Below are 17,873 nucleotides of genomic sequence, written 5' to 3'. Positions count from 1 at the left end.
CGTCTTTTCATAGGGTTTTGCCGGTTCGATCTCCGACCGAAATCTCGGTCGGAGCTATGCTCATGTGCAACGACCTGGAACGACGATGCTTGATATCAAATGGATTCGTGAGAATGCCGAGGCTTTGGATGCAGCGCTTGCCAAGCGCGGGGCCGAGCCTTTGTCGCAAAGCCTCATTGCGCTCGACGAGAAGCGCCGCTCCGTCATTCAATCCGTCCAGGATATGCAGTCTCGCCGCAACGCCGCTTCGAAGGAAATCGGCGCGGCCATGGCGCAGAAGAACACCGAGCTTGCCGAAAAGCTGAAGGCCGAAGTCGCCGAGATCAAGACGTTGCTGCCGGCAGCGGAAGAAGAAGAGCGCGTTCTGACGGCCGAACTCAACGACGCCCTGTCGCGCATTCCCAATATTCCGCTCGATGACGTGCCGGTCGGCAAGGACGAACATGACAATGTCGTCAAGCATGCCTGGGGCGCCAAGCCGACCTGGAATCACAAGCCGAAGGAACACTTCGAGATCGGCGAAGAGCTCGGCTACATGGATTTCGAGCGCGCTGCCAAGCTCTCCGGCTCACGTTTCACTGTGCTGACCTCGCAGCTTGCGCGCCTGGAACGGGCGCTCGGCCAATTCATGCTGGATCTTCATACGGGTGAACACGGCTACACCGAAGTCAGCTCTCCACTGATGGTGCGCGACGAGGCCATGTTCGGCACCGGCCAATTGCCGAAATTCGCCGAAGACCTGTTCAAGACCACGGATGGCCGCTGGTTGATTCCGACCGCCGAAGTGACGCTGACCAATCTCGTCTCCGGCGAAATCCTCGATCAGGAGAAGCTGCCATTGCGCTTCACCGCGCTGACCCCGTCCTTCCGGTCAGAAGCGGGTTCGGCCGGCCGCGATACACGCGGCATGCTGCGTCAGCACCAGTTCTGGAAATGCGAACTCGTCTCCATCACCGATGCCGAAAGCTCGATTGCCGAACACGAGCGCATGACCGCCTGCGCCGAGGAAGTGCTGAAGCGCCTTGGCCTGCATTACCGTGTCATGACGCTCTCGACCGGCGATATGGGTTTCGGCGCCCGCAAGACCTACGACCTGGAAGTCTGGCTGCCGGGGCAGGACACCTATCGCGAGATTTCCTCCTGCTCGGTCTGCGGCGATTTCCAGGCGCGACGTATGAACGCCCGCTATCGCGGTAAGGACGACAAGGGCACGAAATTCGTGCACACGCTGAACGGTTCCGGCACCGCCGTCGGCCGCTGCCTGATCGCAGTCGTCGAGAATTATCTCAACGAGGATGGTTCGGTCACTGTTCCGGACGCACTGCTGCCATATATGGGTGGTCTGAAGAGAATCGAGCGCGCAGCCTGATTTGACGTGACATGATCTTGTCCGAAAACCGCTTCGCACTTTTCGAGGTCATGTTTTGAGCGGTGGGGGCAATGCGGATACTTCTGACCAATGACGACGGCATTCATGCCGAAGGACTGGCCGTGTTGGAGCGCATCGCCCGCACCATGTCCGATGACGTCTGGATCGTTGCGCCGGAGACGGATCAAAGCGGCCTTGCCCATTCGCTGAGCCTTTCCGAACCGTTGCGCTTGCGCAAAGTCTCCGACAAGCAATATGCTTTGCGCGGTACGCCGACGGATTGCGTCATCATGGGCATCCGTCAGGTTATGGATATCAAGCCGGACCTGGTGCTCTCGGGCGTCAATTCCGGCTCCAATGTTGCCGACGACGTCACCTATTCGGGCACTATTGCCGGCGCCATCGAAGGCACGTTGCAGGGCGTGCGCTCCTTCGCGCTAAGCCAGGCCTATGTGTACGAGAATGGGACACGCGTCGTTCCCTGGGAAGTGGTCGAGGCGTATGCGCCGGCGCTTCTCGGCAAGCTCATCGATATTGATTTGCCCGATAGTACCTTTCTCAATCTGAACTTCCCGAACTGCCGGCCGGACGAAGTTTCGGGCACCGAGGTCACTGCGCAGGGCAATCTTGCCTTCAACCTCCAGGTCGAGGAACGGGCAGACGGCCGTGGTTTCCCCTATTACTGGTTGCGCTTCGGCGAACGCAGCGGCATCTTTCGGCCGGGCACCGATATCCATGCCTTGAAACAAAATCGTATTTCGGTAACTCCTTTGAAACTCGATTTGACGGATTATTCAGCGCAAGACCGCGTGGCGCGGGCGCTCGGGTACGGAGTAGCGGATTGACAGCTCGTTTGCTCGAGAAGGAAGGCTTTGCAGCCGTTGTGCTGCGGCTGCGAGCCGAAGGCATTTTGGACATCGATCTGATGACGGCCGTCGAACAGACGCCGCGCCTTCCTTTTGTGCCGCCGCAATTTTCCGATGATGCCTATTCCAGCCGAACGATTCCGATCGAATGCGGTGCCTTCATGGAAGGCATCGATCTCGTCGTCCGCATTCTGCATAGTCTGAAGGTCAAGCCCGGCCATCGCGTTCTCGAGGTCGGCACCGGCAGCGGCTTCACTGCCGCCGTCATGGGCCGCATCGTCGAGCGGGTACTGACGGTCGATCGCTACAAGACCCTGACGACGGCAGCGCAGCAGCGCATGGATACGCTCGGCCTGCGCAACGTCATCATCCGCCAGGCTGACGGCAGCGTCGGCATGCCGGGTGAGGGTACCTTCGATCGTATCCTGGTGACCTCGGCCTTCACCACCATGCCACGCTTCTTTGCGGAGCAACTGGTTTCCGGCGGGTCGATGATTGCGCCGTTGATACTTTCAGACAATGTTTGCCGTATGGTGCGTCTCACCAAGACCGGCAGCCGCTTTGAGCGCGAGGAACTGTTCGACGTTCCCTATCAGCCGATCGTGCCGATGCTCGCCTCTTATCTTTGAGGCCTAATTTAGATTGAAATCCTTCGAAGGATCCCTGCGAATGCGGGATTCATCTTCTATGGTTAGCAATTCCTCAAAAAAACACATGCGGCACCAGTGCTTTAACCGCATGGTAAGATTAACGCGCTTTAATTGACCCACAAATCGGTTGCGTCTCAAGTGGGTCGAGTCATGGGTTTCAGTCTTTCGTCAAACTTCGGTAAATCGGCAGGGAAAGTCCTGGTGGCCATTCTCCTGGCGAGCACCGCGACAGCTTGTAGTTCGGACACGACGCGCTTCAGCGGGCTCTTTGCGGGCTCTCCTGATCAGGTGACGACCGGTTCGATCAACCGTCGCGGCTTGAATGGGCCGGACGGCGATCCCGTGCCGCGTGTCGATCTCGCTCAGGGCAGCGGCTATCAGCAGCAGGATTACTCGCAGCAGAACGCACCGGTTACGCGGCCTTATCCGAATTCTCCGGCCCGGTACAATCCATCCTATTCGAGTGCTCGCGTATCGACCGCTCCCGTTGCGATCCAGCGTACCGAGCTTGCAGCCCCGACTGCCTCCGCAGCGCCGGTGCGCACGCATGTCGCCTCCAAGGGGGAAGCCGAAGCGCTGGCGCAGCCGTTCCCCGCATCGCGTGGCAAGGCAGCAGTTTCCCGCGCTGAGCCGGCTCTGGCTCCTGATGCGATGCCGACCGGCACGATCAAGGCTGCGCCCGCCGCGGCATCTTCATCCGGCTGGACAGCGGTCAATGCGCCGAGCGTCACGCTGCGTCCGGGCGAAAACATAAACCTGCTGTCGCGCCGCTATGGCGTTCCGGAAAAGGAAATCCTGCGCGCCAATGGCCTGAAGAACAGCGCCAGCGCCCAGCCGGGTCAGCAGATCATCATCCCGACCATGAACGGCGCAGGCGCCCCGAGCCCGGCCAAAATGGCCTCGGAAGCGACCGACCTTTCTAAGGGCGGCAAGATGCCGGCGCCGGTCAAGACTCCGGAGCAGGACGCCGTCGTGCTACCTTCCAACGGCCAGATGCGCGGCAAGTCACAGGCTGGCCTCGCCGATCCCAGCAAGCTCGCTGCCGGCAACGGCAAGGGTCCGCTGCCGAAGGGCGACGGTACCTATATCGTCAAGCCGGGTGACTCGCTCGCCAGGATCGCCAAGAGCGCTGGCGTCAGCGTCGATGAGCTCAAGCAAGCAAATCACATGCAGCAGGGCGGCGGCATTCGTATCGGCCAGACGCTGAAGCTGCCGCATGGTGGCGCGATCGCCGAAGCCGCGCCGGTCAAGCCCGATCCGGTGAAAACCGCCTCGATCGAGCCGCAGAAGTCCGCTGTCAAGTCGGTTGCCGTTCCGGCTATGGAGCCGAAGCAGGCCGCTGCTGAGCCGACCGCAAAGCCGGGTGCGAAAACCGCCGCTGCGAAGACCGCAGCCGCAGAACCGGCAGCAAAGGCAGCGCCCAAGGCCATGGCCGCAGCGCCGGCATCCGATGCCGCCAAGCCGCAGGCGATTGCATCCGCAGCGCCGACCCAGTCCGTCGGCGACGCCGCCGCCAAGGCCGACGTGCAGGCTGATGCACCGGAAGCGACCGGCATCGGCAAATATCGCTGGCCGGTCCGTGGCGCGGTCATCGCCGGCTATGGCTCCAACGTCAACGGCAGCCGCAACGATGGTATCGACATCTCGGTTCCGGAAGGTACGCCGATCAAGGCCGCCGAAAACGGCGTCGTCATCTATGCCGGCAACGGCCTGAAGGAACTTGGAAACACCGTCCTCGTCCGTCACGACGACGGTACGGTCACGGTCTACGGCCATGCCGATGCGCTCAGCGTCGCCCGTGGCCAGAAGGTTCAGCGTGGCCAGACGCTCGCCACCTCCGGCATGAGCGGTGATGTCAAGCAGCCGCAGCTTCACTTCGAAGTCCGCAAGAATTCGGCCCCGGTCAACCCAATGACGTTCCTTGAATAGGTAGTGCGTCTCAAGGAGTCTGCAAAAAGCCCGGCTACCACCGGGCTTTTTGTCGTTCTGAGCCTTGGAAGGCGGAGGTCAATCCCGCTCCAGCATGATCCGCTGCCGGCCGGCGAGATCCTGGATATACTGCCACGCCACGCGCCCGGAGCGGGCGCCGCGTGTCGTTGCCCATTCCAGCGCCTCGTGGTGCATCTGGGCGCGGTCGAGGGTGAGCTTGAAGTAGTCGGCATAGCCGTCGATCATCTGTAGATAATCTTCCTGGCTGCATTTGTGGAAACCGAGCCAGAGGCCAAAGCGATCGGAGAGCGATACCTTTTCCTCGACGGCCTCCGAAGGGTTGATAGCCGTCGATTGCTCGTTTTCCATCATATGCCGAGGCAGCAGGTGACGGCGGTTCGATGTGGCGTAGAACAGCACATTGTCCGGCCGGCCTTCGACACCGCCGTCCAGCGCCGCCTTCAGCGACTTGTAGGCGGTATCATCGTGATCGAAGGAAAGGTCGTCGCAGAAGACGATGACGCGATGTGGCGCGGCTTTTAGGATATCGAGCAGCACCGGCAATGAGGAGATGTCCTCGCGATGCACTTCGACCAGCTTCAGCGAGACGCCGGTGGCGCGGCGTACATCCTCATGCACGGCCTTGACGAGCGACGACTTGCCCATTCCGCGCGCGCCCCAAAGCAACACGTTGTTGGCGGCGAAGCCTTCGGTGAAGCGCAGCGTGTTCTCGTGTAGAATATCGCGCACATGGTCGACGCCTCGGATAAGGGTCAGTGCCACGCGGTTCGGCCGGGCAACGGGCTGCAGATAGAGCCGGGCAGGTACCCAGACGAAGCAATCGGCGGCGTTCCAATCGTTGACAGCCGGCGCCGGGCCGGCGAGGCGTTCAAGCGCGTCGGCGAGACGGCGGACTTCTGCAAGGATCAGCGTGTTTTGATCTTCGGTCACCGTTTTTCCTCCAGAACGTTAGTCGGGAAAAGAGTAAAATGCTCCCTGTGCTGCCGGGTACCATGCTCCTTCTGGCCCCGAAAGGCTAAGAGGCCTGGAAAACAGTACGGTTCGCGGCTGTTTTTGTTGCATTCGCAATGATCACAACTATATTCCGGCCACCTGACGCGGGGCCTGTTCCCGCAAGGAGTTCAAGGGAGTTCTCGATGTTTATCACCAACGCATATGCGCAGAGCGCGACAGATTCAGCCGCAGGCGTCTTCGGCGGTTCCGGCTTTGAAATGATCATCCTGTTTGTGCCGCTGATGGTGGTTTGGTATTTCCTTCTTATCCGCCCGCAACGCGCGCAGCAGAAGAAGCGTGAGGAAGTCCTGAAGAATATCCGCCGCGGCGACCAGATCGTCACGAGCGGCATCGTCGGCAAGGTCACCAAGGTCGTCGACGACAAGGAACTGGAAGTCGAAATCGCCGAAGGCGTCCGCATCCGCGTTGTCCGCAGCGCTATCTCGGAAGTCCGCGTCAAGGGCGAGCCTGTCAAGGCTGACGCTGCGTAAGCTTGGCGGGTAGGCGGGCCGAAGCGGCTTGCCACGTTAGCGCGCAGTTTCGAAAATCGGATTCGACTTTCGTAGAGAACTGTGCGCAAATTCAAAGTGTTACTGCGCCTTTATGCGCCCCGGTGGTTGTGGGGCGCAGTAAGAAGCCAAAACTCGAGAGAGCGATGCTGCACGTCTCCTGGTGGAAGACCGTCCTGATCTGGTTCGCCGTTCTCTTGAGCGTTCTCCTTGCCGTGCCCAATCTGCTCGGTGATCAGCAGCTTTCTTCTTTTCCGGCATGGTTCGCGCAACGGAAAGTCGGGCTCGGACTCGATCTTCAGGGCGGCTCGCATATCATGCTGAAGATCGAGCGTGGCGATGTCGTCCGGAATCGACTGGAGACTGTGGTCGGCGATATCAGCGCCAGGCTGCGCACGGTCAATATCAGCTATTCCGGTCTGACCGGTACCGGCCAGAAGATCCAGCTCCGCATCAATGATCCCGCTCAGGTTCAGGCGGCGGTTAACGCCCTGAAGCCAATCACCAGCGGCAAGGCGGAAGCGACCTTGTCGCAAGGCGACAATGGTGCCCTTACCATCGATATCACCGATGCCGGCATCAATGAGCGTGTCTCCGCATCCATGACGCGCTCGCTCAACGTCATCCGCAATCGCATCGCTCAGTTGGGCGTCGGCGAGCCGATGATCCGCCGGCAGGGCGCGGATCGCGTCATCATTCAGGTGCCTGGCCTTGCCGATCCGCAGCGCCTGAAGAACCTTCTAAACCAGCCTGCCCAGCTCAGTTTCCGTCTGGTCGATCAATCCATGCAGGTGCAGGATGCCATCAATGGCCGACCGCCTGCCGGTTCGGAAGTGCTGTTTTCCGATGATGATCCGCCGGTCGGCTATCTCGTCCAGAAGCAGCCCCTCCTTTCGAATATCGACTTTGCCGATGCCGTTGCGGTATCCAATACCCAGAACAATGACGGCAATATCTCCGTCAAATTGACGGCGGAAGCGACCAGCCGTTTTGCGCAGGCGACGGCTGCCAATCTCGGCAAGAATGTCGTTGTCGTGCTTGACGATCAAGTCATTTCGGCGGCCGCATTGAAGACGGCAATCACCACGGGCGATATCGATATACCCGGCGATTTCACGGCGCAGGGCGCTCAGGATCTCGCCGTCATGCTGAAGTCCGGGCCTTTGCCCGCGACGCTCACCACGGTCGAAGAGCGGACCATCAAGCCCGGCCTCGGCAATGAAACGATGCGCTCTGGCATCACCGCCTGCATTGCCGCCGGTATTTTCGTTGCCGCGCTGATGATCGGCTTCTATGGCTTGCTCGGTGTTGCCGCGACGATTGCGCTTGTCATCAACATCATCATGGTTCTGGCGATCATGGGGCTTTTCGGCATCACGCTGACCCTGCCTGGAATTGCCGCCATCGTTCTCGTCATCGGCATTGCGCTTGACGCCAATGTGTTGATCTACGAGCGCGTCCGGGAAGAAGAAAAGAAGACCCATCTTCTCGTCGATGCGTTGCGCCATGGCTTCAACCGGGCGGCCGCCACCGTAGCCGACGCCAATCTCACGGTGCTCATCGTCGCCGCCATCCTCTTTTATGTCAGCAGCGGCGCGGTTCGCGGCTTTGCCGCAACGTTGATAACCGGCGTTTTCACCACCTTCTTCACCGCCTGTTTCGTCACGCGCTCCCTCGTCGACGCCTGGATTTCGCATCGCAAGCCGCGCGTGTTGCTGGCGGGTGTGCGAAGCGGCATCTTCGATGGCGCGAACATTCGCTTCATGGGTATCCGCCGCTATTCATTCACGGTGTCGGCGGCGCTGTCGGTCGCAACCCTGCTTGCCTTCGCAACGATCGGCATGCATCTCGGCATCGATTTTACCGGCGGGTCGATCATCGAAGTTCGCGCCAAGCAGGGTGTTGTCGATCCGGCCAATATTCAATCGCGCCTGCAGAACGTGGTTCCGGGCGATGTGCAGGTCGAACGGCTGGACGATCGGCTGAGTGCAGTGATCCGGGTGCATGCGCAGCAGGGCGGCGAGAATGCCGAACAATCGGCCGTAACCCTCGTGCGCGACGAACTGGGCAAGGATTACGATTTCTCCCGTGTCGAGGTCGTCGGCCCCGCCGTCTCCGGCGAAATCAGCACGAAGGCTTCGCTTGCGGTTTTAGCGGCACTGGCTGCGATCCTCGTCTATATATGGCTGCGTTTCGAATGGCAGTTTGCGGTTGGCGCGATCGTCGCCACACTGCATGACGTCATCCTGACGCTCGGCCTTTTCGTGCTGACCGGCATGGAATTCAACATGACGGGCATTGCCGCGCTTTTGACCATCGTCGGCTATTCGTTGAACGATACGGTCGTGGTCTATGACCGGATGCGTGAGAATCTGAGGCGCTATTCGCAGATGCCATTACCGATTCTCATCGACGCCTCGATCAATCAGACGCTGTCACGCACGGTTCTGACCTCGGCGACGACTTTGCTGGCGCTGCTTGCACTCTCTATGTTCGGCGGCGAGGTGATCCGCTCCTTCACCTTCGTCTTACTCTTCGGCGTCGCGGTCGGCACCTTCTCGTCGATCTATATTGCGGCCCCGGTCCTGATCGTCTTCAAGCTGCGCCCGGACAAATTCCAGGCTGGCGGTGAAAACAAGGGACAGGCAGGAAACGACGTGCAATCAGGCAAACCAGCGGTGTGACAGAGTGGCAAAAGGCATAGAAATACGGAACGCGCATTTTCCCGGCCGCGCACCGATCGACGCTTATGGCAATGGCGGCTTCCGGTTTGCCGATATGTCACATCGCGGATCGCTGCTCTGCCTGCCCTCGGGCATCTATGGCTGGGACATGACGTCGGAGGATGCACTGACGCCGGCGCATTTCCAGAAAGTGCTCGATGAAGCTGCCGAGATCGAAGTGCTGCTGGTCGGCACCGGCATGGAATTGCGGCCCTTGCCTTCAGAACTGAGGGCGGTGTTGCGCGCCAAGCAGATTTCTTCCGACTCGATGAATACGGGAGCGGCGGTGCGCACATTCAACATCATGCTGTCCGAGTCGCGCGCCGTGGCCGCGGCGCTGATCGCCGTTTGACGAGGATCAGACTGGGCATGACGACATTAGCTGCGCCCCGTAGCAACCAGGATCTTTGCCTGGCGACGCTTCGCGACACCGATCGTGATCGTTATCTCGCTTGCCTGCTGGCACCGGAGGATAAGCGTGGCGCACTCGCCGCACTCTACGCCTTCAATGCCGAGCTGGCGCGCATCCGCGATCTCGTGCACGAGCCATTGCCGGGCGAAGTGCGCATGCAATATTGGCGCGATTTGCTCGAGGGGCAGGCGCATGGGTCGAGCGCGGCCAATCCCGTGGCAGCCGAGCTGCTTGCCGCGATCGAACTGCATCGCCTGCCGCGTCAAACGTTGATCGATATGATCGATGCGCGCATCTTCGATCTCTACGACGACCCGATGGAAACGCGCGGCATATTGGAAGGCTATGCCGGCGAGACGGCGTCGGCGCTGATTCAGCTCGCGAGCCTGGTGCTGTCGCCGGAGGATGCCCGTCGCTCGGCGGAAGCCGCCGGTCATGCCGGCGTGGCACAGGCGATTGCCGGGCTGCTGTTGCTGATGCCGCTGCACCGCCGCCGCGGGCAGCTCTATCTGCCGTTGGAAATCTTGACGGCAACGGGCCTTGATCGTAATGCCTTCCTCGCTGGCGAGGACAAGGCACGCATTTCCGCCGCCATTGAGGCTTTCGCCGGCCTCGGCCGCGAACATCTGGCGAAGGTGAGAGCTGCCGGTGGTATTTCGCCGGCGGTGTTTCCGGCTTTCCTGCCGGTCGTTTTGGCGGAGCCGGTGCTGAAGCGCGCGCAGGCGCTGGGCGCCAAGGTGTTCGAGCAATCTTTCCTACAGCCGCAATGGCGCCGGCAGATGCGCATGGCGCTCGCCTCCATGACCCGGAAAATCTGAAATCGACCACGCTCGCGCAAGTCTCGGGGTCTATAGAGACCGCTGAACATCTGCCCGCATCCCAGGAGAGCCGCTATGGGCATCATCGTCTGGTGTATACTCTTTGCGATCGTCGTTTTCTTTGCCTTCTTCGCAACGCGCATGGCGTCGCAGAACAAGGAGGACGGTTTGCACGATACCGGTCTTGCCATTCTTGAATTCGGCCGCGCTTTTCCGACGGAGGCGATCCGGCAATTGCAGACCACGGCCAACGGCCAGGCGGTTTTCGTGCGTCTGCATGATGACAAGGCCGGCTTCATGCGGAGCCTGCGCAATCATTTTGCCGTTCATCTGATCGAGCCGGGCAGGGCGCGTGCCAAGGATTCGGGGACTGGCCGCGGCTTGACCGTCGATTTCCTAGACGCTCCACACCATAACGGCACATTCGAATTCGCCACGCCCGCGGACGCCGCCGAGGTCTCGCTCTGGCTGCTCGGCAATTATGTTGCGAGCGATGATCCCAAGTCCTCGGCAACCAAGCCGGCTGCAAAGGCCTGAGAAAGGCTCAGGCGCTTTTGGTGATCGCCGGCGCCTGAACGCCCAGCCACCCGGCGCAATCCGCCAGCGCCCGCTTGGCGATCAGTTGCCGTTTCATGATCGTCTTGTCCTTGCCACGAAAGCGTTTGACGCCCTCCGGCTTGACGATCGAACCCGGCTCCAATTCCGGAAACAGCCCGAAATTGATATTCATCGGCTGGAAGGAGCGCTTGCCCGGCTCTTCATCGGAAACGATATGGCCGCCGGTAATGTGATTGAGCAGCGAACCCAGCGCCGTCGTGTGCGGCGGCAGGGACGGTGACTCGCCCTTGCGCTCGGCAGCGGCGAAGCGACCGGCGAGCAGGCCGATGCTAGCGCTTTCGACATAACCCTCACAGCCGGTGATCTGGCCGGCAAAGCGCAGGCCCGGCCGCGATTTCAGCGTCAGCGAGCGGTCGAGCAGGGTCGGCGAATTGATGTAGGTGTTGCGGTGCAGACCGCCAAGCCGCGCGAATTCGGCATTCTCCAGGCCTGGGATCAGCCGGAAAATCTCGGCCTGCGCACCATATTTCAGCTTCGTCTGGAAACCGACTATGTTGTAGAGCGTGCCGAGCGCATTGTCCTGGCGTAGCTGGACGACTGCATAGGCTTTGACGCCGGGGTTGTGAGCATTGGTCAGGCCCATCGGCTTCATCGGTCCGTGGCGCAGCGTCTCGCGCCCGCGCTCGGCCATGACTTCGATCGGCAGGCAGCCGTCGAAATAGGGCGTGCCTTCCCATTCCTTGAAGCCAACGGCATCGCCGGCGATCAGGGCGTCGACGAAGGCGTTATATTGGGCTTCGTCCATGGGGCAGTTGATATAGTCCTTGCCCGTGCCGCCCGGCCCGACTTTGTCGTAGCGAGACTGATACCAGCAAATATCCATATTGATGCTGTCGCGATAGACGATCGGCGCGATGGCGTCGAAAAAGGCAAGCGCGTCCGCGCCGGTCTCGGCCTGAATGGCGCCGGCAAGCGACGGTGCGGTCAACGGCCCGGTGGCGATGATCGCCTGATCCCACTCTTTCGGCGGCAGGCCTTGAATTTCTTCGCGCACGATCGTGATGAGCGGGTGGCTTTCGATCGCCTGTGTGACTGCCGCCGAAAATCCATCACGATCCACCGCCAGCGCGCCGCCGGCAGGAACCTGATGCTTATCCGCCGAAGCCATGATCAGCGAGCCGGCCAAGCGCATTTCCGCATGGATGACGCCGACCGCATTGCTGGTCGCATCATCGGAGCGGAAGGAGTTGGAACAGACGAGTTCCGCCAGTTCGTCGGTCTTGTGTGCCTCGGTGCCGCGCACGCCGCGCATTTCGTGCAGGATGACGGGCACGCCGGCGCTGGCGATCTGCCATGCGGCTTCCGAGCCGGCAAGACCGCCGCCGATGACATGGATGGGAGAAAAAGAGCTGCTATTTGTCATGCGCGCGTCATTACCACGGGCACGCCGGTGATCCAATTGCTTTGCTAGAGCATCTCGCGCAAAAGTGTGCTGCGGTTTTGCGATACGACATGCGCAAGATCAAAAACTTAAAGCGCAAAGAGCGAATCTGAAAGATCGCAGTGCGCTTTAGTCGCCGGAATCAAAAACGGCGCCGAAGGGCGCCGTCTTGAGGCAGTCCACTTGGTCCGTTGTATTAACGGAAAGAGCGGGAAGCGATATTGCGGATTTCGTAGCGGCTAACGCCGATATCCGACAGGGTCTGGCTGGAAAGGTTGCCGAGCTCGTTCAGGGTGCGGCGGTAGCTGATCCAGTTCTTGGCGATACGAAGCGGGTTCATTGTTTTGTCCTTAGTCATTCTAGTTGCGAGCGGCACGATTGCCGCCTCAGCGCTTGGCACTTATATAGGCGCGCGCACGAATATTTTGCAGTGCAAATAAAATGCGTCTGCTATGCATTTGTGCAATATGACGCCCAAAAAGCCATCAGTGCCCAAAATTTATGTGACCTGTGCGAGGCGCATGGCTTGAAGCAGCTTGAGGGTTACTGCAGGCGCGAATGACGGCAAAAAAACAACGCAAAAAAGAACGCCCGCCGCGGTTGTCCGCAACGGGCGTTGTGTAGGCTGTCGCTATTTAGCGAAGCCAATCCGGTAGTTAGAGGCCGGTGGCTTCGCGAGCTACGCGACGGATGTCCGAACGATCGATACCGAGGTCGTGCAGTTCGCGGGTGCTCATGCGGCCGAGTTCGTTAACGGTCTGACGATACTTGCGCCAGTTATTGAAAGAGCGGGTCAGGTTCATTTTAAATCCCTTTCGAGGGTCTGGAGATCTCGCCGGTTCCGCGATTGGTTCCGTCCTTGATCTGATGATTGTGAATATATGCTGCGCTGCAAGAACTAAAAGAGCGAATGCATCATGCCACCTATGCGTATGATGCAATTCACTATGGTGATTTGGTTAAATGGGTGACTGCTTTATGTGCACATCGCAATAGTATGAAAGCAAGCATTCGACGGGATATCGGTCGAGATTGTGATCTTGTGCGTAGATCGTGAGCAATTGCTCAATATTGTCAGCCGTCGGGGGCAATTCGTGCCATCCCGTAAGCCTTGCTGGTTTGGAGCATTTGCCGGGGCATTCAGTGAGCGAAAAAATCCCGTCGCCGCACTCTCTACGCTCTTCCAATGTCCTAGACGGCAGAAAAGGAGCGTGCCGACTGTGTCGGGCGATTCTCCGGGAGTTAAGCGATTTAACTGGATAAAAAAATAACGCCCACCGCGGGAGGAGGATGCGGTGGGCGTCATTTGTGGTGATTGACGACTGGGAGGAGGAGTGTCGTCAATCCATCGGAGCGCACTGGGAGGAGGAGTGTGCGGCTCCGAATTCTGTATGAGGAATACATCCTCAGGCTCTTTCCGGCTTTCGCCGAAGCGGCGCGGCACCGCCGTCCTTCAATGCTTATAAAATAGTATGACTTTTGATTTTTGTGCAGCGCAATAATTTCATGGGAGATATGTCAATTGCGCATAGCTTGAGACGGTATCTTTGGGCAATCCGTGAGTCTAGGGCATGAAGCCTTAATCCCGCATTAACGGGGTGCGGCTTTGCTGAAAACTCGCCCTGATCTGAGACACGAAAGAGCGACCTCGAAGGTCCTCAATATGTGATAAGACACTCTGGGATGAGGGAATCGCTGTCAGGGGCGCGCGATGTACCGGGCTAGGCTGGAACGCGATATAAAGATCTGGGTGGACAAGGGGCTGGTTGACGCACCGACAGCGGCAGCGATTCTCAGCGAATATGACAGCCGTCCTGCAAGCTTCAGCCTCGGCCGCGTGCTGGCCGTCATGGCGGCGCTGCTGGTCGGCGTCGCGATCCTGCTTTTCGTCGCGTCGAATTGGGAGGCGATTCCAAGGATCATCAGGCTCTTCGGGCTTATAGCAATGATCTGGGCCTTTTATCTCGGCGGCGCCTATTCATTCGTGCGCGGGCACTCGATTCTGGCCTCGGCGGTGCTGATTCTCGGTACGATGAGTTTCGGCGGCGCCATGTCGCTGGTCGGCCAGATGTATAATATGTCCGGCGATGAACTGATGATGATGATCGTCTGGTTCGCCATCGCCAGCATCGCCGCCGCGTTGTTCCGCTCAAGCGCGCAGGTCGCTCTTGCCGGGTTCCTGGCTTGGGGCTTTTGCGGCTTCTATCTTTGGGATCATTATGACCAGTGGTACGGCCTCATGCCCTGGGCGCCGCCGGTTATGGCGGCCGTGCTGATCGCTCTCGTCAGATACGTCGATGCGCCGAGGTCCCGGCATCTTGCCTATCTGATGCTTGTCGGCTGGCTGACATGGATTTTCGCGCAGTATGAGAGCCTGCACGCGGCTATCGTGCTCGCCGCCGCCGGCATGATTGCCTTCCTGGCTGTCAGCCTGCCGGTTTCGCCCCTGATGCGGATCGCCCGGACCGCCGGTGCTGCGCCGGCCTTTTATTCCTTCCTCATCGCCGCCATCGGCCTCTTCGCAATCCACGGGGAGATCGGTAGTGGTATTTTTGAGAATAATATATGGGTTGAAAACAAGCTGCCTCTCATCGCGATCGCCTTCGCGACGCTGGCAAGTGCCGTCGTTGCGATCATTCTGAGCGGCCGCGACAACGGTGCGGTACGCTATCTCGCCTACGCTGTTTTTGCCTGGGAGATCCTCTATCTCGCGAGCGAAACTGTCGGTTCGATCATCGGCACGTCTGGCTTCTTCCTGATCTGCGGCGTGTTGGTCGCCATCGCCGCCTGGCTGGTCATTCGCCTTGAGCGGCGATTTTCCCATCATGATGGCCCGCGGAGTGAGAGTCAGGAGGTGCAGGCATGACGATGACAGCCGAGACGGGCACCGTTGCACGCGATCTCAGCCGACGCATGTGGATCGCCGCCATTATTGTCGCAGCGCTGCAGACGGCCATCCTCGGCTATATGGTTGGCGAACGGGCTTGGGGCCTGAGGAGCGGCGTCGAAGTCCTGTTGAAAACCGCACCGATCGATCCCCGCGATTTGCTGCGCGGCGACTATGTGACGCTGAATTACGATATTTCACGGGTGCCGGTATCGACCCTGATCGGCGGGGCGCCGCCGGAGAGCCGACAAAACCAGGTTCTGTCCGTCCGCCTGAAAAAGCAGGATGACGGCTATTGGGGCATTGTCGAATCGTCCTTTGGACCATTGGAACCGAAACCGGACACCGTCGTTCTCAAAACCCTGCCTTTCGACTATTTTTCCTATGGCGATAGCGCGCCCCCGCCGGCGACGATCCCAGTCACATACGGCATCGAGCGCTATTATGTGCCGGAAGGCGAGGGCCGCACCATCGAGGATGCGCGCAATCAGGACCGCGTCGCCATTGCCGCCCGCGTCTCGGCGGATGGCGAAGCGCATATCAGAAGCCTGCTCCTGGACGGTAAATCCGTCTACGAAGAGCCGCTTTACTGACCGGGTTTCCGCAGAAAACCAAACAAGGTCCATGGACGGTCGTGGAACCGTCATTTTTCCTTTGCGTGGTTTAAAACGGGTGATATAGAGACGCCGCGCTCCGGAAGGCCTCATGGGCAGGCATTGCCGTATGCTTTTGGGAACGCGGGTATGGTGAAATTGGTAGACACGCCAGATTTAGGTTCTGGTGCCGCAAGGCGTGGGAGTTCAAGTCTCTCTACCCGCACCAAGGCTGCCTTGTGGACGGGAGAGGCTTAACGGCCTGTCTCCTGACCCGCTGTTGGAGGCGCCATTTTGCCTAGAGCATCCCGCTTTCTAGTGGAAAGTGGACAAGATGCCCTAGATTCCGAGAGGGGAGAGCGACCTTTTGCGCGTTCGTTCGAACGCGCGGCGCTCTAGCAGAATGATGAGGAATTGCATGCAAGCCACGCTCGGGATTTTCCGGCGTCGTGCTCATCGAAACGAACGGCTGTCTGGGCACGGCCGCCATGAATGAAGGTAGGACAATGCAGGTTATCGAAACGCTCGCTGAAGGGCTGAAGCGCGAAATCAAGGTGGTCATCCCGGCCAAGGACATGGAAGTTCGCATGAACGAGCGCCTGGCCGAGGTCAAGGACAAGGTCCGTATCAACGGTTTCCGTCCGGGCAAGGTGCCGGTTGCGCATCTGAAGAAGGTCTATGGCAAGTCGATCATGGCCGACCTCGTCAACGAGATCGTTCGTGACCAGCCGCCGGCAATCCTGACTGAGCGCGGCGAAAAGTCGGCAACCCAGCCGGAAATCGCAATGACCGAGGACAAGGACGAGGCTGAAAAGATCCTCGCCGCTCAGGCCGATTTCGAATTCACGCTCTCCTATGAAGTCATCCCGGCGATCGAACTGAAGTCCGTCAAGGGCATCAAGGTTACCCGCGAAGTCGCTGAAATCGCTGAGGACGAAGTCACCGAACAGATCCTCAAGATCGCCGAAAGCGCGCGTAGCTACGAGACGAAGAAGGGCAAGGCCGCCAATGGCGACCGCGTTACCATCGACTATCTCGGCAAGGTTGACGGCGTTGCCTTCGACGGCGGCAAGGACGAAGACGCTCAGCTCGTCCTCGGCTCCAACCGCTTCATCCCGGGCTTCGAAGAGCAGCTCGTTGGCTTCAAGGCTGGCGACGAGAAGACCATCACCGTAACGTTCCCGGCCGAATACCCGGCCAAGAACCTTGCCGGCAAGGAAGCCACCTTCGACATCAAGGTGAAGGAAGTTGCTGCTCCCGGCGATATCGAAATCAACGACGAACTCGCCTCCAAGCTCGGCCTCGAATCCGCCGACCGCCTGAAGGAAATCGTCCGCGGCCAGATCGAAAGCCAGTACGGCTCTGTTACCCGCCAGAAGGTCAAGCGCCAGATCCTCGACCAGCTCGACGAGATGTACCAGTTCGACACCCCGCAGAAGCTGGTTGACGCCGAATTCGCCAGCATCTGGCGCCAGATCCAGACCGATCTGGATGAATCGGGCAAGACCTTCGAAGACGAAGACACGACGGAAGAAAAGGCACGCGAAGAATATCGCAAGCTCGCTGAACGCCGCGTTCGCCTGGGCCTCGTTCTTTCCGAAATCGGCGAAAAGGCCGGCGTTGAAGTGAGCGAAGACGAAATGCAGCGCGCGCTCTATTCGCAGCTTCAGCAGTTCCCGGGCCAGGAAAAGGAAATCCTGGAATTCTTCCGCAACACGCCCGGCGCTTCCGCCAACCTGCGCGCGCCGATCTTCGAAGAAAAGGTCATCGACCACCTGCTGACCGAAGTCGACGTCACCGACAAGACCGTTTCCAAGGAAGCGCTGCTGGCTGACGACGAAGCCGAAACCGAAGACAAGCCGGCAGCAAAGAAAGCTGCTCCGAAGAAGAAGGCTGCTGCCAAGGCTGAAGCAACCGAAGCTGCCGCCGAAGGCGAAGAAGTTGCCGCTGCTCCAAAGAAGAAGGCCGCTCCGAAGAAGAAGGCTGCTGAAGACAGCGCCGAATAACTCGGTTCTCTTCCGTAACGAAATCAGGCCCTGCCGTTCGCGGCGGGGCCTTTTTTGTTGGTTGGAGAAAAGAAAAGCTCCCTCTCCCCGCCTGCGGG

The 17,873-nt window shown here is 59.6% G+C and carries 16 protein-coding genes and 1 tRNA gene; 13 read left to right on the top strand and 4 right to left on the bottom strand.

Annotation, left to right across the window (positions count from 1 at the left end; genetic code table 11):
• Positions 1-85: 85 nt before the first annotated feature.
• The 4 genes from serS to QD357_RS01705 all read left to right on the top strand — a co-directional run bounded on the left by serS (position 86) and on the right by QD357_RS01705 (position 4,814).
• Positions 86-1,369 carry a serine--tRNA ligase gene (serS, locus tag QD357_RS01720; RefSeq protein WP_107107886.1) on the top strand — a complete coding sequence of 428 codons (1,284 nt, stop codon included), beginning with the start codon at positions 86-88 and terminating at the stop codon, positions 1,367-1,369.
• Positions 1,370-1,440: 71 nt separating this feature from the next.
• Positions 1,441-2,214 (top strand): 5'/3'-nucleotidase SurE, encoded by a 774-nt coding sequence (surE, locus tag QD357_RS01715; RefSeq protein ID WP_107107887.1) that lies wholly within the window; start codon positions 1,441-1,443, stop codon positions 2,212-2,214.
• Positions 2,211-2,864, top strand: a complete 654-nt coding sequence (locus QD357_RS01710) for a protein-L-isoaspartate(D-aspartate) O-methyltransferase (RefSeq protein WP_107107888.1) — start codon at positions 2,211-2,213, stop codon at positions 2,862-2,864. Before surE ends, QD357_RS01710 begins: the two co-directional genes overlap by 4 nt.
• A gap of 171 nt (positions 2,865-3,035) precedes the next feature.
• Positions 3,036-4,814 (top strand): peptidoglycan DD-metalloendopeptidase family protein, encoded by a 1,779-nt coding sequence (locus QD357_RS01705; RefSeq protein ID WP_414123941.1) that lies wholly within the window; start codon positions 3,036-3,038, stop codon positions 4,812-4,814.
• A gap of 78 nt (positions 4,815-4,892) precedes the next feature.
• On the opposite strand, the gene QD357_RS01700 is transcribed toward QD357_RS01705, so the two are convergent.
• The gene (locus tag QD357_RS01700; protein ID WP_107107890.1) at positions 4,893-5,765 is read right to left on the bottom strand and encodes an ATP-binding protein; all 873 of its coding nucleotides are present in this window, start codon (positions 5,763-5,765) and stop codon (positions 4,893-4,895) included.
• A 206-nt stretch (positions 5,766-5,971) separates the two neighbouring features.
• Here QD357_RS01700 and yajC point away from each other — a divergent pair, with 206 nt between their 5' ends.
• The 5 genes from yajC (at position 5,972) to QD357_RS01675 (ending at position 10,827) form a co-directional block, all read left to right on the top strand.
• Positions 5,972-6,319 carry a preprotein translocase subunit YajC gene (yajC, locus tag QD357_RS01695; RefSeq protein ID WP_107107891.1) on the top strand — a complete coding sequence of 116 codons (348 nt, stop codon included), beginning with the start codon at positions 5,972-5,974 and terminating at the stop codon, positions 6,317-6,319.
• Between the two features lie 164 nt (positions 6,320-6,483).
• Entirely contained in the window at positions 6,484-9,021 is a 2,538-nt protein-coding gene (gene secDF, locus QD357_RS01690) for a protein translocase subunit SecDF (RefSeq protein ID WP_107107892.1), read from the top strand.
• A gap of 4 nt (positions 9,022-9,025) precedes the next feature.
• A complete protein-coding gene (locus QD357_RS01685) occupies positions 9,026-9,412 on the top strand; it encodes an Mth938-like domain-containing protein (protein WP_107107893.1) in 387 nt (128 codons plus the stop codon).
• Between the two features lie 17 nt (positions 9,413-9,429).
• Positions 9,430-10,290 (top strand): phytoene/squalene synthase family protein, encoded by an 861-nt coding sequence (locus tag QD357_RS01680; RefSeq protein WP_107107894.1) that lies wholly within the window; start codon positions 9,430-9,432, stop codon positions 10,288-10,290.
• 75 nt (positions 10,291-10,365) lie between these two features.
• Positions 10,366-10,827 carry a hypothetical protein gene (locus tag QD357_RS01675; protein ID WP_107107895.1) on the top strand — a complete coding sequence of 154 codons (462 nt, stop codon included), beginning with the start codon at positions 10,366-10,368 and terminating at the stop codon, positions 10,825-10,827.
• A gap of 7 nt (positions 10,828-10,834) precedes the next feature.
• Here QD357_RS01675 and trmFO read toward each other — a convergent pair whose 3' ends face one another.
• The 3 genes from trmFO to QD357_RS01660 form a co-directional block, all read right to left on the bottom strand.
• Entirely contained in the window at positions 10,835-12,271 is a 1,437-nt protein-coding gene (gene trmFO, locus QD357_RS01670; RefSeq protein ID WP_107107896.1) for a methylenetetrahydrofolate--tRNA-(uracil(54)-C(5))-methyltransferase (FADH(2)-oxidizing) TrmFO, read from the bottom strand.
• A gap of 214 nt (positions 12,272-12,485) precedes the next feature.
• Positions 12,486-12,629 (bottom strand): DUF1127 domain-containing protein, encoded by a 144-nt coding sequence (locus QD357_RS01665; protein ID WP_065091553.1) that lies wholly within the window; start codon positions 12,627-12,629, stop codon positions 12,486-12,488.
• Positions 12,630-12,945: 316 nt separating this feature from the next.
• Positions 12,946-13,092, bottom strand: a complete 147-nt coding sequence (locus tag QD357_RS01660; protein WP_107107897.1) for a DUF1127 domain-containing protein — start codon at positions 13,090-13,092, stop codon at positions 12,946-12,948.
• Between the two features lie 908 nt (positions 13,093-14,000).
• Here QD357_RS01660 and QD357_RS01655 point away from each other — a divergent pair.
• From QD357_RS01655 to tig, 4 genes are all read left to right on the top strand, one after another.
• Positions 14,001-15,155, top strand: a complete 1,155-nt coding sequence (locus QD357_RS01655) for a DUF2157 domain-containing protein (RefSeq protein WP_107107898.1) — start codon at positions 14,001-14,003, stop codon at positions 15,153-15,155.
• A complete protein-coding gene (locus QD357_RS01650) occupies positions 15,152-15,769 on the top strand; it encodes a GDYXXLXY domain-containing protein (RefSeq protein ID WP_107107899.1) in 618 nt (205 codons plus the stop codon). The genes QD357_RS01655 and QD357_RS01650 overlap by 4 nt, the downstream gene beginning before the upstream one ends.
• Positions 15,770-15,913: 144 nt before the next feature.
• Positions 15,914-15,998 (top strand) — tRNA-Leu (locus QD357_RS01645).
• Positions 15,999-16,275: 277 nt separating this feature from the next.
• Positions 16,276-17,775 carry a trigger factor gene (tig, locus tag QD357_RS01640; protein ID WP_107108135.1) on the top strand — a complete coding sequence of 500 codons (1,500 nt, stop codon included), beginning with the start codon at positions 16,276-16,278 and terminating at the stop codon, positions 17,773-17,775.
• The last annotated feature ends 98 nt before the right edge of the window (positions 17,776-17,873 follow it).

Origin of the sequence: Rhizobium sp. BR 317 (assembly GCF_047445835.1) — a bacterium.
Lineage (GTDB): Bacteria > Pseudomonadota > Alphaproteobacteria > Rhizobiales > Rhizobiaceae > Rhizobium > Rhizobium paranaense.
This window is presented reverse-complemented; position numbering and strand designations above follow the sequence as displayed.

Bases quoted from the DNA above. Each gene is read 5' to 3' on its own strand.
- surE (WP_107107887.1), top strand. From the start codon at position 1,441: ATGCGGATACTTCTGACCAATGACGACGGCATTCATGCCGAAGGACTG.
- QD357_RS01655 (WP_107107898.1), top strand. From the start codon at position 14,001: ATGTACCGGGCTAGGCTGGAACGCGATATAAAGATCTGGGTGGACAAG.
- trmFO (WP_107107896.1), bottom strand. From the start codon at position 12,271: ATGACAAATAGCAGCTCTTTTTCTCCCATCCATGTCATCGGCGGCGGT.
- secDF (WP_107107892.1), top strand. From the start codon at position 6,484: ATGCTGCACGTCTCCTGGTGGAAGACCGTCCTGATCTGGTTCGCCGTT.
- yajC (WP_107107891.1), top strand. From the start codon at position 5,972: ATGTTTATCACCAACGCATATGCGCAGAGCGCGACAGATTCAGCCGCA.
- QD357_RS01650 (WP_107107899.1), top strand. From the start codon at position 15,152: ATGACGATGACAGCCGAGACGGGCACCGTTGCACGCGATCTCAGCCGA.
- QD357_RS01675 (WP_107107895.1), top strand. From the start codon at position 10,366: ATGGGCATCATCGTCTGGTGTATACTCTTTGCGATCGTCGTTTTCTTT.
- tig (WP_107108135.1), top strand. From the start codon at position 16,276: ATGCAGGTTATCGAAACGCTCGCTGAAGGGCTGAAGCGCGAAATCAAG.
- serS (WP_107107886.1), top strand. From the start codon at position 86: ATGCTTGATATCAAATGGATTCGTGAGAATGCCGAGGCTTTGGATGCA.
- QD357_RS01660 (WP_107107897.1), bottom strand. From the start codon at position 13,092: ATGAACCTGACCCGCTCTTTCAATAACTGGCGCAAGTATCGTCAGACC.
- QD357_RS01680 (WP_107107894.1), top strand. From the start codon at position 9,430: ATGACGACATTAGCTGCGCCCCGTAGCAACCAGGATCTTTGCCTGGCG.
- QD357_RS01665 (WP_065091553.1), bottom strand. From the start codon at position 12,629: ATGAACCCGCTTCGTATCGCCAAGAACTGGATCAGCTACCGCCGCACC.
- QD357_RS01705 (WP_414123941.1), top strand. From the start codon at position 3,036: ATGGGTTTCAGTCTTTCGTCAAACTTCGGTAAATCGGCAGGGAAAGTC.